At 67.2% G+C, this 14,978-nt stretch carries 10 protein-coding genes; 2 read left to right on the top strand and 8 right to left on the bottom strand.

The window, feature by feature from the left end; genetic code table 11:
• Positions 1–57 precede the first annotated feature (57 nt).
• The 3 genes from ACN0SE_RS11580 to ACN0SE_RS11570 form a co-directional block, all read right to left on the bottom strand.
• Positions 58–882 carry a hypothetical protein gene (locus ACN0SE_RS11580; RefSeq protein ID WP_417524679.1) on the bottom strand — a complete coding sequence of 275 codons (825 nt, stop codon included), beginning with the start codon at positions 880–882 and terminating at the stop codon, positions 58–60.
• A 150-nt stretch (positions 883–1,032) separates the two neighbouring features.
• Complete coding sequence (uxuA, locus tag ACN0SE_RS11575; protein ID WP_417524678.1) at positions 1,033–2,199, bottom strand: mannonate dehydratase; 1,167 nt, start codon at positions 2,197–2,199, stop codon at positions 1,033–1,035.
• 24 nt (positions 2,200–2,223) lie between these two features.
• Complete coding sequence (locus ACN0SE_RS11570) at positions 2,224–2,955, bottom strand: FCD domain-containing protein (protein WP_417524677.1); 732 nt, start codon at positions 2,953–2,955, stop codon at positions 2,224–2,226.
• 305 nt (positions 2,956–3,260) lie between these two features.
• Here ACN0SE_RS11570 and ACN0SE_RS11565 point away from each other — a divergent pair, with 305 nt between their 5' ends.
• A complete protein-coding gene (locus tag ACN0SE_RS11565; RefSeq protein ID WP_417524676.1) occupies positions 3,261–5,624 on the top strand; it encodes a TIM-barrel domain-containing protein in 2,364 nt (787 codons plus the stop codon).
• Positions 5,621–7,024 carry a mannitol dehydrogenase family protein gene (locus ACN0SE_RS11560; protein WP_417524675.1) on the top strand — a complete coding sequence of 468 codons (1,404 nt, stop codon included), beginning with the start codon at positions 5,621–5,623 and terminating at the stop codon, positions 7,022–7,024. The genes ACN0SE_RS11565 and ACN0SE_RS11560 overlap by 4 nt, the downstream gene beginning before the upstream one ends.
• Positions 7,025–7,058: 34 nt before the next feature.
• On the opposite strand, the gene ACN0SE_RS11555 is transcribed toward ACN0SE_RS11560, so the two are convergent.
• From ACN0SE_RS11555 to urtB, 5 genes are all read right to left on the bottom strand, one after another.
• On the bottom strand, positions 7,059–10,055 hold the full coding sequence (locus ACN0SE_RS11555) for a calcium-binding protein (protein WP_417524674.1): 2,997 nt from the start codon (positions 10,053–10,055) through the stop codon (positions 7,059–7,061).
• Positions 10,056–10,143: 88 nt separating this feature from the next.
• Positions 10,144–10,839: an urea ABC transporter ATP-binding subunit UrtE gene (urtE, locus tag ACN0SE_RS11550; protein ID WP_417524683.1), complete on the bottom strand. Its 696-nt coding sequence runs from the start codon at positions 10,837–10,839 to the stop codon at positions 10,144–10,146.
• Between the two features lie 4 nt (positions 10,840–10,843).
• The gene (urtD, locus tag ACN0SE_RS11545) at positions 10,844–11,584 is read right to left on the bottom strand and encodes an urea ABC transporter ATP-binding protein UrtD (RefSeq protein ID WP_417524673.1); all 741 of its coding nucleotides are present in this window, start codon (positions 11,582–11,584) and stop codon (positions 10,844–10,846) included.
• The gene (gene urtC / locus ACN0SE_RS11540; protein WP_417524672.1) at positions 11,581–12,813 is read right to left on the bottom strand and encodes an urea ABC transporter permease subunit UrtC; all 1,233 of its coding nucleotides are present in this window, start codon (positions 12,811–12,813) and stop codon (positions 11,581–11,583) included. Before urtC ends, urtD begins: the two co-directional genes overlap by 4 nt.
• A gap of 124 nt (positions 12,814–12,937) precedes the next feature.
• Positions 12,938–14,914: an urea ABC transporter permease subunit UrtB gene (urtB, locus tag ACN0SE_RS11535; protein WP_417524671.1), complete on the bottom strand. Its 1,977-nt coding sequence runs from the start codon at positions 14,912–14,914 to the stop codon at positions 12,938–12,940.
• Between the last annotated feature and the right edge of the window lie 64 nt (positions 14,915–14,978).

Raw genomic sequence — 14,978 nt, 5'->3', positions numbered from 1 at the left:
CACGGTGAAAATCCTCCCGCCCTCCCTGTCGCCAGAAAGGGCAAAGGTGGACGACTTTTACGCCGCCCGCAGCGGGCTCATCCCGCCGCTACCGTGGCCGACTTTTGCACCGCAGTTCTCAAGCGCCTGCGACGACAGGGTCTCGTGCCAGCGTGCCCGCCAAAGCATCTGCAGCGCGTCAGCATTCCGGGCAAAGCTCTCGGGCGTGGTCAGCGTGATGCGATAAGGCCCGTCGTCGAGATATCGGCGGCGAAAGCGGCGGATCTTGCTGCGGATGCTCTTGCTGACGGTCTCTTGCAAGTAGGCGTCGGAGCTTTCGGGCAAGGCGACGGTTGGCACGCGCAGCTTGTCGGTGACACCGCCGTTGTCGGAATAAGCCGGCCAGGTGACGCGGAACTTCTCGGGATCAAAGCCCGCGGCAAAAAGCCGGGCGCGTTCTGGGGCGGAAAGATAGCGCAGCGACAGCCGCCTCCACGGCAGGGCCGCGAGCGCATTCGCAAGCGCGGCCATGGCGGGGGCTTCGCGGGTGGGATCGCAGAGAAACCCGGTCGCGTCGCTCAGCCCGAGGCGGCCGGCGGCATCATAACGCGTCTGGCAAGCACCGGCGCTGTCGCTCCAGTGAAAAGCATGGCGCAGGGGCAGGATGGCGGCGATGTCCTGAGGGGCGGTCCCGGAACGCGCCACCAGCACATGCCATGTGCCGGGGTTGTCGGCCAGCAGGGTCTTCATCCAGCGCCAGGACAGGAAGAAGCCAGCGTGCGGGTCGATCCCGGCCAGACGCTCCCAGCCACGGCGAAGCATGGTCAGCCCGTCGAGACTGTCGATCACCTCGACGCGCAGATCGGCTCCGGTCGCGGGGGTCAGCGCAGCGGTCACGTTCACGGGCATCTCCATTCGTCGCATAGGCCGTGGCTCTAGCAGGCAAATGCGGAACGAATGTGCCGGAAGTCGGGCCTGCGCCCGGAATGTCTACGGGCCTTGCAGCGCGTGGTCTCAGGTCGCGCGGAGGGCAGCCCCCCGCGCGACAAAGTCTCAGCCGCGGGCCATGGCGGCAAAGGCCGCCGCCGCGCCGCGCAACTCGGCCAGGCCGCGCAGACGGCCGATATAGGGATAGCCCGCGCGCATGCCGCGCGACAGGTCCCAGCCGATCATGTGGCCATGATCGGGGCGCATCGGGATCTGCCGCCCGCTGTCGGTCTCCAGCTCCAGCGCCCGGCGCACGATCTCGACCAGCCCGGCATCGCCGCCAAGATGCGCCGCCTCGTGGAAGCTGACGCCATCCGCCTCGCGCTCGGTCGAGCGCAGGTGCAGGAAGTGGATGCGGTCGCGGAAACGCTCGAACATCGCCGGCAGGTCGTTGTCGCCGCGCGCACCCAAAGAGCCGGCGCAGAAGGTCAGGCCGTTGGACGGGCTCGGCAAATGATCGAAGATCGCCGCCAGATCTTCGGCGGTCGACACCACGCGCGGCAGGCCGAACAGCGCAAAGGGCGGATCGTCGGGGTGGATCGCCAGCTTGACGCCCAGCTCTTCGGCCACCGGCAGCACCCGGTCGAGAAAGGCCAGCAGGTTGCCCCGCAGCCGCGCCGCGTCGATCTCGGCATAGGCGGCGATGCGGTCGCGGAAACTGTCGATTGTCCAGCTTTCCTCGGCCCCGGGAAGCCCGGCGATGATGGTGTCGACCAGCCGTTGGCGGGTGGCGGCGTCCATGGTGGCATAGCGGGTCTCGGCCTCGGCCACGATTGCGTCGAGGTGATCGGCGCGGGCGCCGTCACGCTCCAGCAGGAAGATGTCGAAGACCGCCGCGTCGACCGCATCGTAGCGCAGGCATTCGGCGCCATCGGCCAAGCGGTGATCCAGCGCGGTGCGCGTCCAGTCGAGCACCGGCATGAAGTTGTAGCAGATCGTGCTGATGCCCTGGGCCGCCACGGCGCGCAGGCTCTCGGCCCAGACATCGGCCATCGCCTCCCACCCCGGCGTGCCGGTCTTGATGCTTTCGTGCACCGGGATGCTTTCGACCACCACCCAGTCGAGGCCGGCGTCGCGGATCATCTGCTGCCGAGCGGCGACGTCCTCGCGCTGCCAAGGGGTGTCGGCGGGCACGCCGTGCAGGGCGGTGACAATGCCGGTGGCGCCTGCCTGACGGATGTCGGGCAGGGTGACGGGGTCATCAGGGCCAAACCAGCGCCAGGATTCGATCATGAGGGGCCTCTTCGGAATGTGGGGTTATCCGGTCTGGGCGACCGGTTCGAACAGGTAGCCGTCAAACGCCGGGTCTTCGACATCCGACAGCAGCATCAGGGTTTCGCGGACATTGCCGAGGTGCCGGCCCATGGCGGCCTTGGCGGCCTCGGGATTGCGGGCTTGCAGCGCGGCAAGGATCGCCTCGTGATCGTCCAGCCAGGCACGGCGGTACTCGGTTTCGAAGATGCGGGCGTGCAACCGGGCCCACATCGGGCTTTGATCGCGCTTGCGCCAGAGCTCTTCGACCACGTCGACCAGCACCGAGTTCTGCGTCGCCTCGGCGATCTGGCGGTGAAAGGCGCGGTCGCCGTCGTGGCTCGGGTCGCCCTGCTCCAGCTCGGCGCGTTCACGCGCCAGGGTCTCGCGCAGGCGGAGGATGTCGTTCTTGGTGACCATGCGGGCGGCAAAGCCGGCGATCTCGGATTCGATCAGCTGGCGGGATTGCAGCAGCTCGAAGGGCCCGATGTCGTCGCGCACTGGCGCGCCTGAGCCCTGCGGCGTGTCCGAGATGTAGATGCCGGAGCCCTTGCGCACCTCGACCACGCCTTCGATCTCGAGCAGGATCAGCGCCTCGCGCACCAGCGAACGCGACACGCCCAGCTGTTCGGACAGCCCGCGTTCTGGCGGCAACCTGTCGCCGGTCGAGAGCGCCTCGGCCCGGATGATCGCCTGGATGTCGCGGGCGACGTCCTGATATTGCCGACGTTCGCCCATCAGCCGGCCTGCGGGGCTGGCGCGGCGGTACCGTGCGGTGTGGCGATTGGGCGGGCGGCGGTGCTCAAGGGGGTCCTTTCTGCGGAAACGGTGGAATCTGGTTGACCAAACATGCCGCATGATGCCGCCTGATAGCAGAAGTAGTCAACCTGTTTCTTAAATTGGTTGACCAAAATTATCCCTTCTGCCAAGGTGCGGTCAATCTCAGCGCGAGGAGTCCCGATGACCGCCCACAGCCCGACCTGCCTGCCACGGCGCGCCGCTGATCCAGAGCGGACGCGGGCCACCCTCCGCGCGATCTCTCGATGAAGACCCTGCAGATCTGGGCGCTCGACGCCCGCCACGATTCGGGTGTCGATCTGCGGGTCGAAGGAAATCACCTGCTGTCGATCCGCACGCTGGAGCAGGACCTGATCCGTGTCTCGCTGAAAAAGCACGGCACCTGGCGGCTGGACCGGACCTGGTGCGTGGCCCCTGAGGGCGAGATGCCCTGGCAGGGACGCAGCCGCGACGACCTCGCCGGTTTCACCTGCCCGACGCCAAGGATCACCGAAGGCGCAACGCTGGTGATCGAGACCGAGGCGCTCCGTCTCACCGTCTCGCAGCCGCTGCATCTGGCCTGGGCCGCGCGCATCGACGGCCAATGGGTGCCCTTTGTCGAGGAACGCCCCACTGGCGGCACGCTGATGGGCATTCGTGGTCACCGGCACGCGCACTTCCTGCGCCGCTACCCCGGCGACCGGGTCTTCGGCCTTGGCGAAAAGACCGGCGATCTGGAACGCAGTGGCCGCCGCTTCGAAATGCGCAACCTCGACGCCATGGGCTATGACGCCGAAACGACCGATCCGCTTTACAAACACGTGCCCTTTACCCTGACCCAGACCGACGGCGCCGGGGCCTGGTCGATCTTTTACGACAACTTTGCCTCCTGCTGGTTCGACCTCGGCCACGAGCTCGACAATTATCACCTGCCGTATCGCGCTTACCGGGCTGAGGACGGCGATCTCGACTACTACATGCGCTGGGCGCCGCAACTGCTTGACCTGGTCAAGGGCCAGACCCGGCTGACCGGCGGCACCGCCTTTCCGCCGCGCTGGACGCTGGGCTATTCCGGCTCGACCATGAGCTACACCGACGCGCCCGACGCCCAGGCGCAGCTCGAAGGCTTCCTCGACCGGATCGCCGAGCATGACATTCCCTGCGACAGCTTCCAGATGTCCTCGGGCTATACCTCGATCGGGCCCAAGCGCTACGTCTTCAACTGGAACAGTGACAAGGTGCCCGACATCGCCGGCATGACCGCGCGCTTTGCCGAGGCAGGCGTGCATCTGATCGCCAATATCAAGCCCTGCCTGCTGCAGGATCATCCGCGCTATGACGAGGTTGCCACCGTCGGGCTTTTCATCCGCGACAGCGAGGCCAGCACCCGGCCCGAGCGCTCGATCTTCTGGGACGATGAAGGATCGCACCTTGATTTCACCAACCCCGAGGCGGTGGCCTGGTGGCAGGAGGGCGTGACGAAGCAACTGCTCGACCATGGCATCGGCTCGACCTGGAACGACAACAACGAATACGAGATCTGGGATCACCACGCCCGTTGCGACGGTTTCGGCGATCCGGTCGATGTCGGGCTGATCCGGCCGCTGATGCCGATCCTGATGAGCCGCGCCTCGGAAGAGGCACAGCGTCGGCATGCGCCCGGCAAGCGGCCCTACCTGATCTCGCGCTCCGGTGCGCCGGGGCTGCAGCGGCATGCCCAGACCTGGTCTGGCGACAACCGCACCGACTGGAAGACCATTCGCTACAACACCCGCACCGGCCTCGGCATGAGCCTGTCGGGGTTCTACAACATCGGCCACGACGTCGGCGGCTTTTCCGGCCCCAAGCCCGGGCCGGAACTCTTTGTCCGCTGGGTGCAGAACGGCATCTTCCATCCGCGCTTCACCATCCATTCCTGGAATGACGACGGCACGGTGAACGAGCCCTGGATGTACCCCGAGGTGCTGCCGCAGATCCGTGCGGCGCTGGCGCTGCGCTATCGGTTGCTGCCCTATCTCTACACCTGCCTCTGGCAGGCGGCGGCGTTGGACGAGCCGATGCTGCGGCCGCTGTTCCTGGATTTCCCGGGCGACCCGGCCTGCTGGGGCGAGCGGGACGAGTTTCTGCTGGGCCGCGATCTGCTGGTCGCCACCGTGATGGACGAAGGGGTGCAACGGCGCCGCGTCCTCTTGCCCGACAAAGCCGCCGGTTGGTGGGATTTTCACAGCGGTCAGTACCACGCCCCCGGCGCTCTGGTGGAACTGGCGGTCGATCTAGACAAAATCCCGCTCTTCGTTCGCGCCGGCGCGGTGCTGCCGGTCTCGGTCGGTGCCAAGCGCGCAGATCCCGCCGCTGACACGGCGCGCGAGCTGCTGGTCTTCCCGGCCCCCGGCACGGCGCAGGACAGCTCGGTCTTCTACGAGGACGACGGCATCAGCGAGGCGCCGGCGCACAGCCTGCTGCGCTTCACCCTCGCCAGCAACGCCACCGAGGTCAGCCTCGACTGGCAGCAGGACGGCAATGCCGCGCTGGTCCTGCCAAAGGCCCGGGTGATCCTGCCACAGGGCGAGACACGTTTGCTGCGCGCCCAAGGGCGGGCGATCACATCCAATGACGAGGTAGAGCTATGACCGATCTGCAGATCACCCACGAAGCGCCCGGCTATGACCGCGCCGCGCTGAAGCCGCGCATCCTGCATCTGGGCTTCGGCGCCTTTGGCCGCGCTCATTCGATGTGGTTTCTCGACCGCGGGCTTGATGCCGCCGGCGGTGACTGGGGCGTGGTCGCGGCGCGGCTGAACTCCGGGGCCGAGGCGCTCTCGGCGCTCGATGCCGCCGAAGGGCGCTATCACGTGGTCGCCGCCGATGGAGAAAGCGCGCTGTCGCGGCGGATCGGCTGTGTCATCGGCAGCCTGCATCCCCGCCGCGACGGGCCCGAGGCCCTGCCCGAGCTGATCGCCTCTGACCCGCTCGAGGTCGTCCTGCTGACCGTCACCGAAAAGGGCTATTGTCAGGCCGGTGGCCGGCTCGACAGGGCGCGCGATGACATCAAGGCCGATCTCTCCGGCGCGGGCGCACCGGGCACCGCCATCGGCGTGCTGGCCGAAGGGCTGCGCCGCAGGCGGGCGCGGGGCGGCGGGCCGATCACGCTGGTCTCTTGCGACAATGTCCCCGGCAATGGCGATATCCTGCGGCAGGTGATCCTCGACTACGCTGCCGAGATCGACGCCGACCTGCCCGGCTGGATCGAGGCAAACGCCGCCTTCCCCAATTCCATGGTCGACCGGATCACCCCGGCGCTCGATGCCGCCGGCACGGCGCTGGTCGAAGCGGCCGCCGGGGGTGCGGATGCCAATGGCATCGTCACCGAACCCTTCCATCAATGGGTGCTCGAGGATCATTTCGCCGGCGCCCGTCCGCCCTTTGCCGAAGGCGGGGCCGAGCTGGTGGCGGATGTCACGCCCTATGAGGAGATGAAGCTGCGCATGCTGAACGGCGCGCATACCTTCCTCGCCCAGGCGGGGCGCCTTGCGGGCTACGAGACCGTGGCCGAGGCCACGGCCGACCCGGTGCTGCGGGCCGCGACCGAAAAGCTGATGCTGGAGGAACAAGCGCCCACGCTCGACATGCCCGAAGGCGTCGACGTGCCGGCCTATGCCAAGGCGCTGATCGCGCGCTTTGCCAACACCCGGCTGCGCCACAGGCTCGACCAGATCGCCCAGGACACCAGCCAGAAGATGCCGCAGCGGCTGTTCGTGCCGGCCTGCCTGAACGCGGCCGCCGACCGGTCCTGGCCGCTGACCGCGCTGGCGATCGCCAGCTGGATCGCCGCCCTGCGCGACCTGCCGACGGTGGCCGATCCGCGCCAGAAGGAGCTGCTGGCCGCTGCCAATAGCGAGGATCCGGTGGCCGGTGTTCTGTCGCTGGACGGGCTGACCGAGGCGGGGGACGTGTTAGCGCCCGCCGTGCGCGAAGCCTTTGATAGCATCGGTCGCCAAGGGATCATCACAGCGTTGAAGCAGGCCCTGTAACCGGTACCTGCAAGGCCCGGCCGCGCGGTCGGGCCTATTGCAACAGGTCGGTCGCCACTTCGACATCATCGAAGCGCAGCATCTCGATCGCCCGCAGATGTGTCACGCCGTCCTTGTGCCAGGCACGCAGCAGCGCGCCGTCGCGGTCGAAGCCGTAGCTGGCATAAGGCCCCGGCAGCACCGCCACGTCGCGCCCGGGCCCGCCGTGCAGGAAATCGCCCCGGCCGTGGCTTACCAGCACATCGTCACCGGCATGGCCGATCAGCACGTCTTCCTCCGAGGTGCCCTCGAGCTCTTCGCCCCCGGCGCTGCCCTGCCGGATCACCCCCTGCAGAAAGGCGCCGGGATCGCGGGTCTCCCACCAGGCGGGGGTGCCGGTGTTGAAGGCCATCAGCGCGTCCCAGCGCGGGGTGGTGTCGTCGAGATGGCGCAGGTGGCCCCAGCTGCCGAACTTCGACGGCCTGCCGATATCGACGAAGGCATTGAACAGCGTGCCACCCACCGCCCGCCATTCCGTCAGCAGATCGGCATAGAGCGCGCCCATCTCGGGTGAATAGTTCAGCCGGTGGAAATAGGCGGTCATCTCCTCGTCCTGCTGCCACGGGCCGTGACCCAGGATATGCGTGCCGCCTTCGTACATCACCAGCTGCATGCCATGCGCGGCGGCGACGCGGGCGTGATAGGGCCAGAGCTCGCCGGTCAGCTCCTTGAATGACCCGGCGCGCAACCGGTCGATCACCGGCGCGATGGTGCCCTCGAACTGCCGCGCGCCCACGTATTCGCGCAGAGCCACGCGGCGCAGGCCCTCATCTTCGCCGGCCTCGCGGGCGCGGGCGGCGGCGGCGTCGAGCAGCGCTCTGACCTCGTGCCCCTCTTCCTCGCTGCCGATCAGATGGCCGAAATAGCCCGAGACCGCATAGGCCTGAAACCGCTCGGCCGGGGGCGCATTGCCCTCGGCCTGCCACAGCGGCGCCTCGAGCAGCGGCTCCTCCAGCCCCGGCCAGCCGGTGTGCACGCCGATCACGTTGACCAGCCTTGCAGGGGCCTGGGCGCCGAAAACCTCGGTCCAGATGTCGGCCACCTGGGCGGCGCGCATCCCGGCAAACTGCATCCAGGCGTCATCGCCGGCGGCGGCGCCCCAGCGGGCGCGGGCCTGCTCATCAGCCCAGGTCGCCTGCGGAAAGAAACGGTTCCAGAGCTCGTTGGAATACTCGGCATAGGCCTTGAGCCGCGGGTCGAGCCCGTCGCGCACCGCCTCGGCATAGGCGCGCAGGTAGCTGTCATCGGCCATATGCGGCATGGTGAACCACGGATCGGCACCCACCAGATTGGCCAGCGCGACCAGATGTTCGACCGGCACGCCGCGGTGGAAATAGGAATAGTCGCCGGTCCGTGCGCGGTCGTCCCAGGTCACCTTGGGCGAGCCGTTGGTGAACATCCAGTCCATGTAGCGCAGCGACCGCAGATCCTTGATGTGGTTGAGGAAATCCGGGTTGAACACCATCCCCGCCTCATGCAGCGGCACGTGATCCTCGCGCATCACCTCGATGTTGCGGATATAGTCGTCGGTGCCCTTGGGGTCGGTCTGGTTGATCTGTACCGCCACGGTGCCTTCGCCCGGCTCGTAGAGAAACCACAGCGCGCGCTCCTCCTTCTTCTGCACCCGGGCGCGGCCGACGATGTCGAGACTGCCGCTGCCCTCCCAGGTCACCCGGTAGCGCCCGGCGAGCGAGATAGCCTCGGGCGGCATGTCGGTCAGCAGGAAGGCCTCGACCCGGTCGACGCCTTCGGGCATCCGGGTCAGCCAGCCATGGGCATCAAGCACGCCCTGCGCCGCCAGGTCCTCGGCACTGACACCGCCCCATTGGCCGGGCAGGTGGCCAACCCAATGGCGCGCGGTCTTCATCACGTTGATGAAGGGCTGCTGGGTGGACCAGTCGGCGATGCCGTTGAGCCCCATGGCGATGGAGGGGTTGGCGAGACCGGTGCCGGTGGAGGGTGTAGCGTCCTGCGGCTCAGTGGCCACGACCTCTGGGGCGGGGGCCTCGGGCGCTTCGGCTTTTGGGACCGGTTCGGGTGCGGGCGCAGGTACCGGCGCCTCGGCTTTTTCGATGGGTTTTGGCGTGGGCGCTTCGGCACTCCGGCGCGGTGCGGCGTAATCCTGCATCTCCTGCCAGATGAACTCCGCCGCGGCAGCGTAGTTTTCGACCATCAGCGGATGGACGTTCTGGGTCAGGTCGAGACCCGCCGGCGGCGGGGCGTTGTAGAGCGCCGAATATGTGATCATCGCGGCGATCAGATAGGTCGTCGGCGTGCCGTGCGGCGCGTTGTCGGTGTAGAGATCGACCGGTCGCAGGTCTTCCAGCGGACCGTCGGTAAGCAACCCGGTAAGGATCGGCCCGACCGGGATCAGCCGCACATCGAGGCCGGGCAGGGCTTCGGCCACGGCATCGCGATAGGCGAGGTACCAGTCGTGGTAGTCGCCGGTGGTAAAGGCCAGGTAGCGGCGATAGGCGCGGCGGGTGGGCGGAAACGTGTCCATCTCGGCCCAGCCTTCATAAAGGAAGACCGTGGGCGAAAGCCCCTGATCGGCGACCCAGGAAGCCAGCGCCACGGTGCCGCTGACCGGGCTGCGGCCGTCGGTGTGATCGCCGTCGTAGGGCTCTGCCGGGCCCTTGTACTGGATGAAATTCTCTGGGTTTATCAGCAGGGTATCAATTCGCGCATCGCCAAATGCACGGCCCGTCTCATAGCTGGGGCTGACACCCGGAAAGCCCCATTCCGGCATTGGCGGCAGCTTGTCGGGGAACTGCCCGCCAAAGGCATACTGGCCGCTCAGCCGCAATTCCCGACCATCCGCCTTGGCTATCCGCGCCAGCCACCAGGGCACCGCCGTGCCGTCAGAGGCTGTGGGGTGGTTGATCAGCGAATTGCCCCAGACATAGGCCCTGACGGAGGCCACCTCCTGCGCCTGCGCGACGCCGGCCAGACCCAGCGCCAGCGACAGGGCCAGCCAGACTTTTCTCAACATGAGACATACCTTTCGAATCCCGCACCAACAGTCTTGCGAATGTTATGGCGAGAATTTGACGCGATGTCTCACGTTTGCGCGGGGTGGGTCAGACCGAGACATGCTCCAGCAGCACGTCGCGCTCGGCGCTGGCGCGGTCCCGCTCGAGCACGACCTCGCCGCGTTTGAGCACCACGAAGTGATCGCCCAGCCCATAGGCGAAGTCAAAGAACTGCTCGACCAGGATGATCGCCATCTCGCCCTTGCCGCGCAAGTATTTGATAACCTCGCCGATCTGCTGGATGATGTTGGGCTGGATGCCCTCGGTCGGCTCGTCGAGCAGCAGGAGTTTCGGCTTGGTGATCAGCGCGCGGGCAATTGCCAGCTGTTGCTGCTGGCCGCCCGACAGGTCGCCGCCGCGCCGGGCGCGCATCTGCTTGAGCACCGGGAAGAGCTCGAAGATCTCGTCGGGCACGAAATGTTCAGACCGGGGCAGGCAGGCATAGCCGGTTTCAAGGTTCTCCATCACCGTCATCAGCGGAAAGATGTCGCGACCCTGCGGCACGTAGCCCACGCCCTTTTGCGCCAGCACATGGGCGGGCGAAGGCGGGATGACCTCGCCGTCGATCAACAGGTCACCACCGGCGCGGGGATGGCTGCCGGAAATCGCCTTGAGCAGGCTGGTCTTGCCGACGCCGTTGGTGCCCATGACGCAGGTCACCTCGCCGGCGCGGGCCTGCATCGAGATGCCGTGCAGGATCTGGCTGTGGCCGTATTTCAGCGTCAGGTCGCGGGTTTCCAGCATCGGGTTACCTTCCGAGATAGACATCGATGACGTCCTTGTTCTTGGTCACGTGGTCGAGCGAGCCTTCTGCCAGAACCGAGCCTTCGTTGAGCACGGTGACCTTGCAGTTCAGCCGGCGGACGAATTCCATGTCGTGTTCGACCACCACCACCGCGTGTTTCCTGGCCGCCTCGACCAGCATGGTCGTGGTCTTTTCGCGTTCCGCCGGCGTCATCCCCGCCGCCGGTTCGTCGACCAGAAGCAGCCGCGGGTCCTGGGCCAGCAGCATGCCGATCTCGAGCCATTGCTTCTGGCCGTGGGAGAGCTCGCCGGACAGGCGGGTGAGTTCGTCGGTGAGGCCGATCAGCTCGGCGATCTCCTCGATCCGCTCGGCGCCGCGGCGGGTCTTGCGATAGAACAGCACGTCGAAGGGGCCACGCTTGTTGGCCAGCGCCATGGCGAGGTTTTCGCGCACGGTCTGGGCCTCGAAGACCGTGGGCTTCTGGAACTTTCGGCCGACACCGGCGCGGGCGATCTCGCTTTCGCTCATCTTCAGAAGCGATACGGACTTCTCGCCAAAGAGCACGCGTCCCTCGTCCGGCCGGGTCTTGCCGGTGATGATGTCCATGAAGGTGGTCTTGCCGGCGCCGTTGGGTCCGATGATGGCGCGCAGTTCCGGCTCGCCGATCTGGAAGCTCAGGTTGTTGATCGCCTTGAAGCCGTCAAAGCTGACCGAGACCCCCGACATTTCGAGAAGCGTTTTCATGGCTTGCCCTCCTCCTTGCGTCGCGCGCCGCCGTCAGGGCCGTAACCGCCCACGCGGTCGGGGATCGGGTGGCGGATGGTGATGAAGTCGAAGAGACCGCCGATGCCCTTGGGGAAGAACAGGGTGACGGCGACGAACGACAGACCCAGCAGCACCAGCCACCAGTCAGTCCACTGGATGGTGTAGAAGCCGAGCGGGATGGCTGGGGCGCCGCCACCGGTGAACCAGCTCGACAGCAGCGAGACGAAGGCCGCGCCGATCACCGCGCCATAGAGCCGGCCGCGACCGCCGATCGCCACCCAGACCGCGAGGTAGATCGACGCGATGGGCGCGATTTCCGCCGGGTTGATGATGCCGGCCTGCGGGTAGTAAAGCGCGCCGGCGATGCCCGCGACTATGGCGGTGAGGGTAAAGACGAAGAGCTTGTAGCTCTCGACGTGGTAGCCGAGAAAGCGCACCCGCGCCTCGTTGTCGCGGATGGCGCGGATCACGCTGCCCATCTTGCCGTCGACGACGACGGCAAAGAGCAGGTAGCCCAGCCCCAGTGCCAGCGCCGAGGCCCAGAAGAAGCCCATGGAGATCACCGATTGCGGCGTGTCCTCGAAGCCGGGGATGTTCTGCAGGCCCGAGAGGCCGTTGTTGCCGCGCAGACCGGTGTCATTCTGGAACAGGTAAAGCGACAGCGCCAGCGTCATCGCCTGGGTGAGGATCGACAGGTAGACGCCGGTGACGCGAGAGCGGAAGGCCAGCCAGCCGAAGACGAGCGCCAGGAGCCCCGGCACGATCACCACCGCGGCCAGTTGCAGCGGCAGCGAATGCGCGAAGCTCCAGAGGCCGGGGAGTTCCGAGGCGCCGACCACGCCGAAGATCTGCCCGGCGATGGCGTCCGAGACCTCGGTGGGCGTCGGCGGCAGGGCGCCGGCCTGCAGGCTTTCGAGCACGATGGCCTCGGTCCTGGCATACATCAGCCACATGCCGATGGCGTAGCCGCCGATGCCGAAAAAGGCGAAATGGCCGAGGCTGAGAATGCCGCAATAGCCCCAGACCACGTCCATGGCGATGGCAATGAGCGCGAGGCAGAGCGTCTTGCCCAGGGTCTTGACGAAGGAGGTGGAGACGAGGCCCACGCCGGTGGCTTCGCTGAGTGCGGTGACGCCCAGGGTGAAGAGGGCAAGCGCTGCGAGGAACCACATCACCGAGGGGTTGCGGAAGAGGAAGGAGCGGGTCATTGCGCGGCACCTTTCTGGTTGCGCCGCCGCTGGCGTCGCCGGGGGAGGGGGCTCTGCCCCCGTCCGCCAGAGGCGGACTCCCCCGCGGTATTTGCGGCAAGAGGAAGGACTGGGTGGGTCATGGTCAGTCTCCGGCGGCGCGGCCCTTGAGGGCGACGATGCCCTTGGGCCGGAACTGGATGAACAGGATGATGAAGAGGATCATGTAGGTCTGGGCGGCCAGCGTGTTCGACGGGTTGAAGAACTCGATGCCCTTTTGCAGGAAGCCGATCAGGGTGGCGCCCGCGAGCGTGCCCCAGACGTTGCCGACGCCGCCCACGACCACGGTCATGAAGCTCTGCACGATGTAATCGGCGCCCATTTCCGAAGTGACCTTGGCATAGAGCCCGATGGCGACGCCGGCGATGCCGGCGATGCCCGAGCCCAGGCCGAAGGTCAGCATGTTGATGCGGTCGGGGTTGATGCCCATGGAGCTGGCCATGCGCGGGTTCTGCGTCACGGCGCGCACTTCGAGGCCGAGGCGGGTCTTCTTCAGGATGAAGAGCAGCAGGCCGAGAAACAGGAGCGCCAGCACGAAGATGGCGATGCGGATGTAGGAGATCTGCACCACGTCGTTGAGCACCCAGGCGCCGTCGAGCCAGGCCGGCGAGGTCAGCGGGCGGGCCTGCGTGCCGAAGATGTTCTTGGCAAGCTGCTGCAGGGCGATCGAGATGCCGAAGGTGGCCAGCAGGGTCTCCAGCGGGCGGTGGTAGAGCCAGCGGATCACCAGCCGCTCCATCGCCACGCCGGCGGCGAAGGTGACGGCAAAGGCCAGCGGCAGGGCGACGATCAGCGACAGCGTGTAATCGGGCACGAAGAGCTGCACCACGTAGCCGGTATAGGCGCCCATCATGATGAATTCGCCATGCGCCATGTTGATCACGCCCATGACGCCGAAGGTGATGGCGAGGCCGATGGCGGCGAGGAAGTAGATCGAGGCCAGCGAAATGGCATCCATCGTCAGGTCGATGGTCTGGCCGACGCCGACGCGGGTCTGCACCTTGGCGAGGGTCGCCTTGGCGGCGGCGGTGATGTCCGGATCGGCCTCGTCATAGGTGTCGAAGAAGACGTGGGAGTCCAGCGCGGCGTCGATGTCGGCGTCGGTGACCAGCTGCGGCACGGTGCCCTCGGCGGCCAGCGCGGCATAAGCCCTGGCGCGGGCCTCTTCGGTGCCGAGCAGGCCCAGCGGCACGCCGCCGACCTTGCCGTCGACGATATTGGCCTCGAGCGCGGCGCGCAGGTCGCCGGCGCTGACCAGCGGCGGGGCGAGCTTGGTTTCGACCAGGGCGGCATAGGCCACGTCACGGTCGATGCCGTCACCGGAGGTCAGCACGCGGGCGATATTGCTGCCCTCGGGCAGAGACTTGGCGGCGGTGAAGCGGGTCGAGAGGATCTGGTTGAGCACCGCGCGGCCCTCGACGCTGAGATCCTCGGCAAGCGCCTCGATGGCGCTGATCCGCGCCTCGGGCGTCTCGCCGAAGCGGGCGGTGAGGTAATTGGCGAGGCGGATCTTGCGGGTCTTCAGGGCGGGGTCGCTCTCGCCATCGATCGAGGCCGCGAGCGCGCCCAGCTGCGAGGGGTCGGGGTTGCGCGAGATCGCGTCGAGCGCCTCGCGGCGGCGCTTGATGTCGGGGTCGGAGAGCTGGAACTGCACCAGAGCCGCGCCGATCTCGCGGCGGACGCCGCCGTTGGGCTTGATGTTGGTCAGGGCGTCACCGGCGGCGGTGCCGGCGGCATCTCCGCTGTCGATATCGGTCAGGGCATAGGCGTCGCCGGACTTCGCGGCATAAAAGAACAGCCCGTCGGCATCGCGCTGCCAGAGGTCCTTTTCCGCCCAGCGGTTGAGGAAATCGGGCACCTGCGGCAGGCCGGAGGCAACCAGCGCCTCGAGTACGGTGCCGACGGAGTTGCGCGAGGGCTTGGCCACCAGCGGCGCATGCTCTTGCAAGAGCGCCTGCAGCGGGGCGGGAGAGGTCTGAGGGGTCGTCGGGCCTTGGTCTTGCGCCAGCGCCATCAGGGGCAGGCAAAGCAGAGCCAGACACGCGAGGAACACGCGGTGCATTGTGAGGGCCTGTTCTTGCGGAGGGGGAAGGGGAAGCCGGGGGCGCGGGTGGGCCGCGCCCCCG

It is taken from the genome of Marinovum sp., from assembly GCF_048263515.1.
Taxonomy (GTDB): Bacteria; Pseudomonadota; Alphaproteobacteria; order Rhodobacterales; family Rhodobacteraceae; genus Marinovum.
Note: the sequence above shows the minus strand (reverse complement) of the source record. Positions and strands in the feature narration are given on the sequence as shown.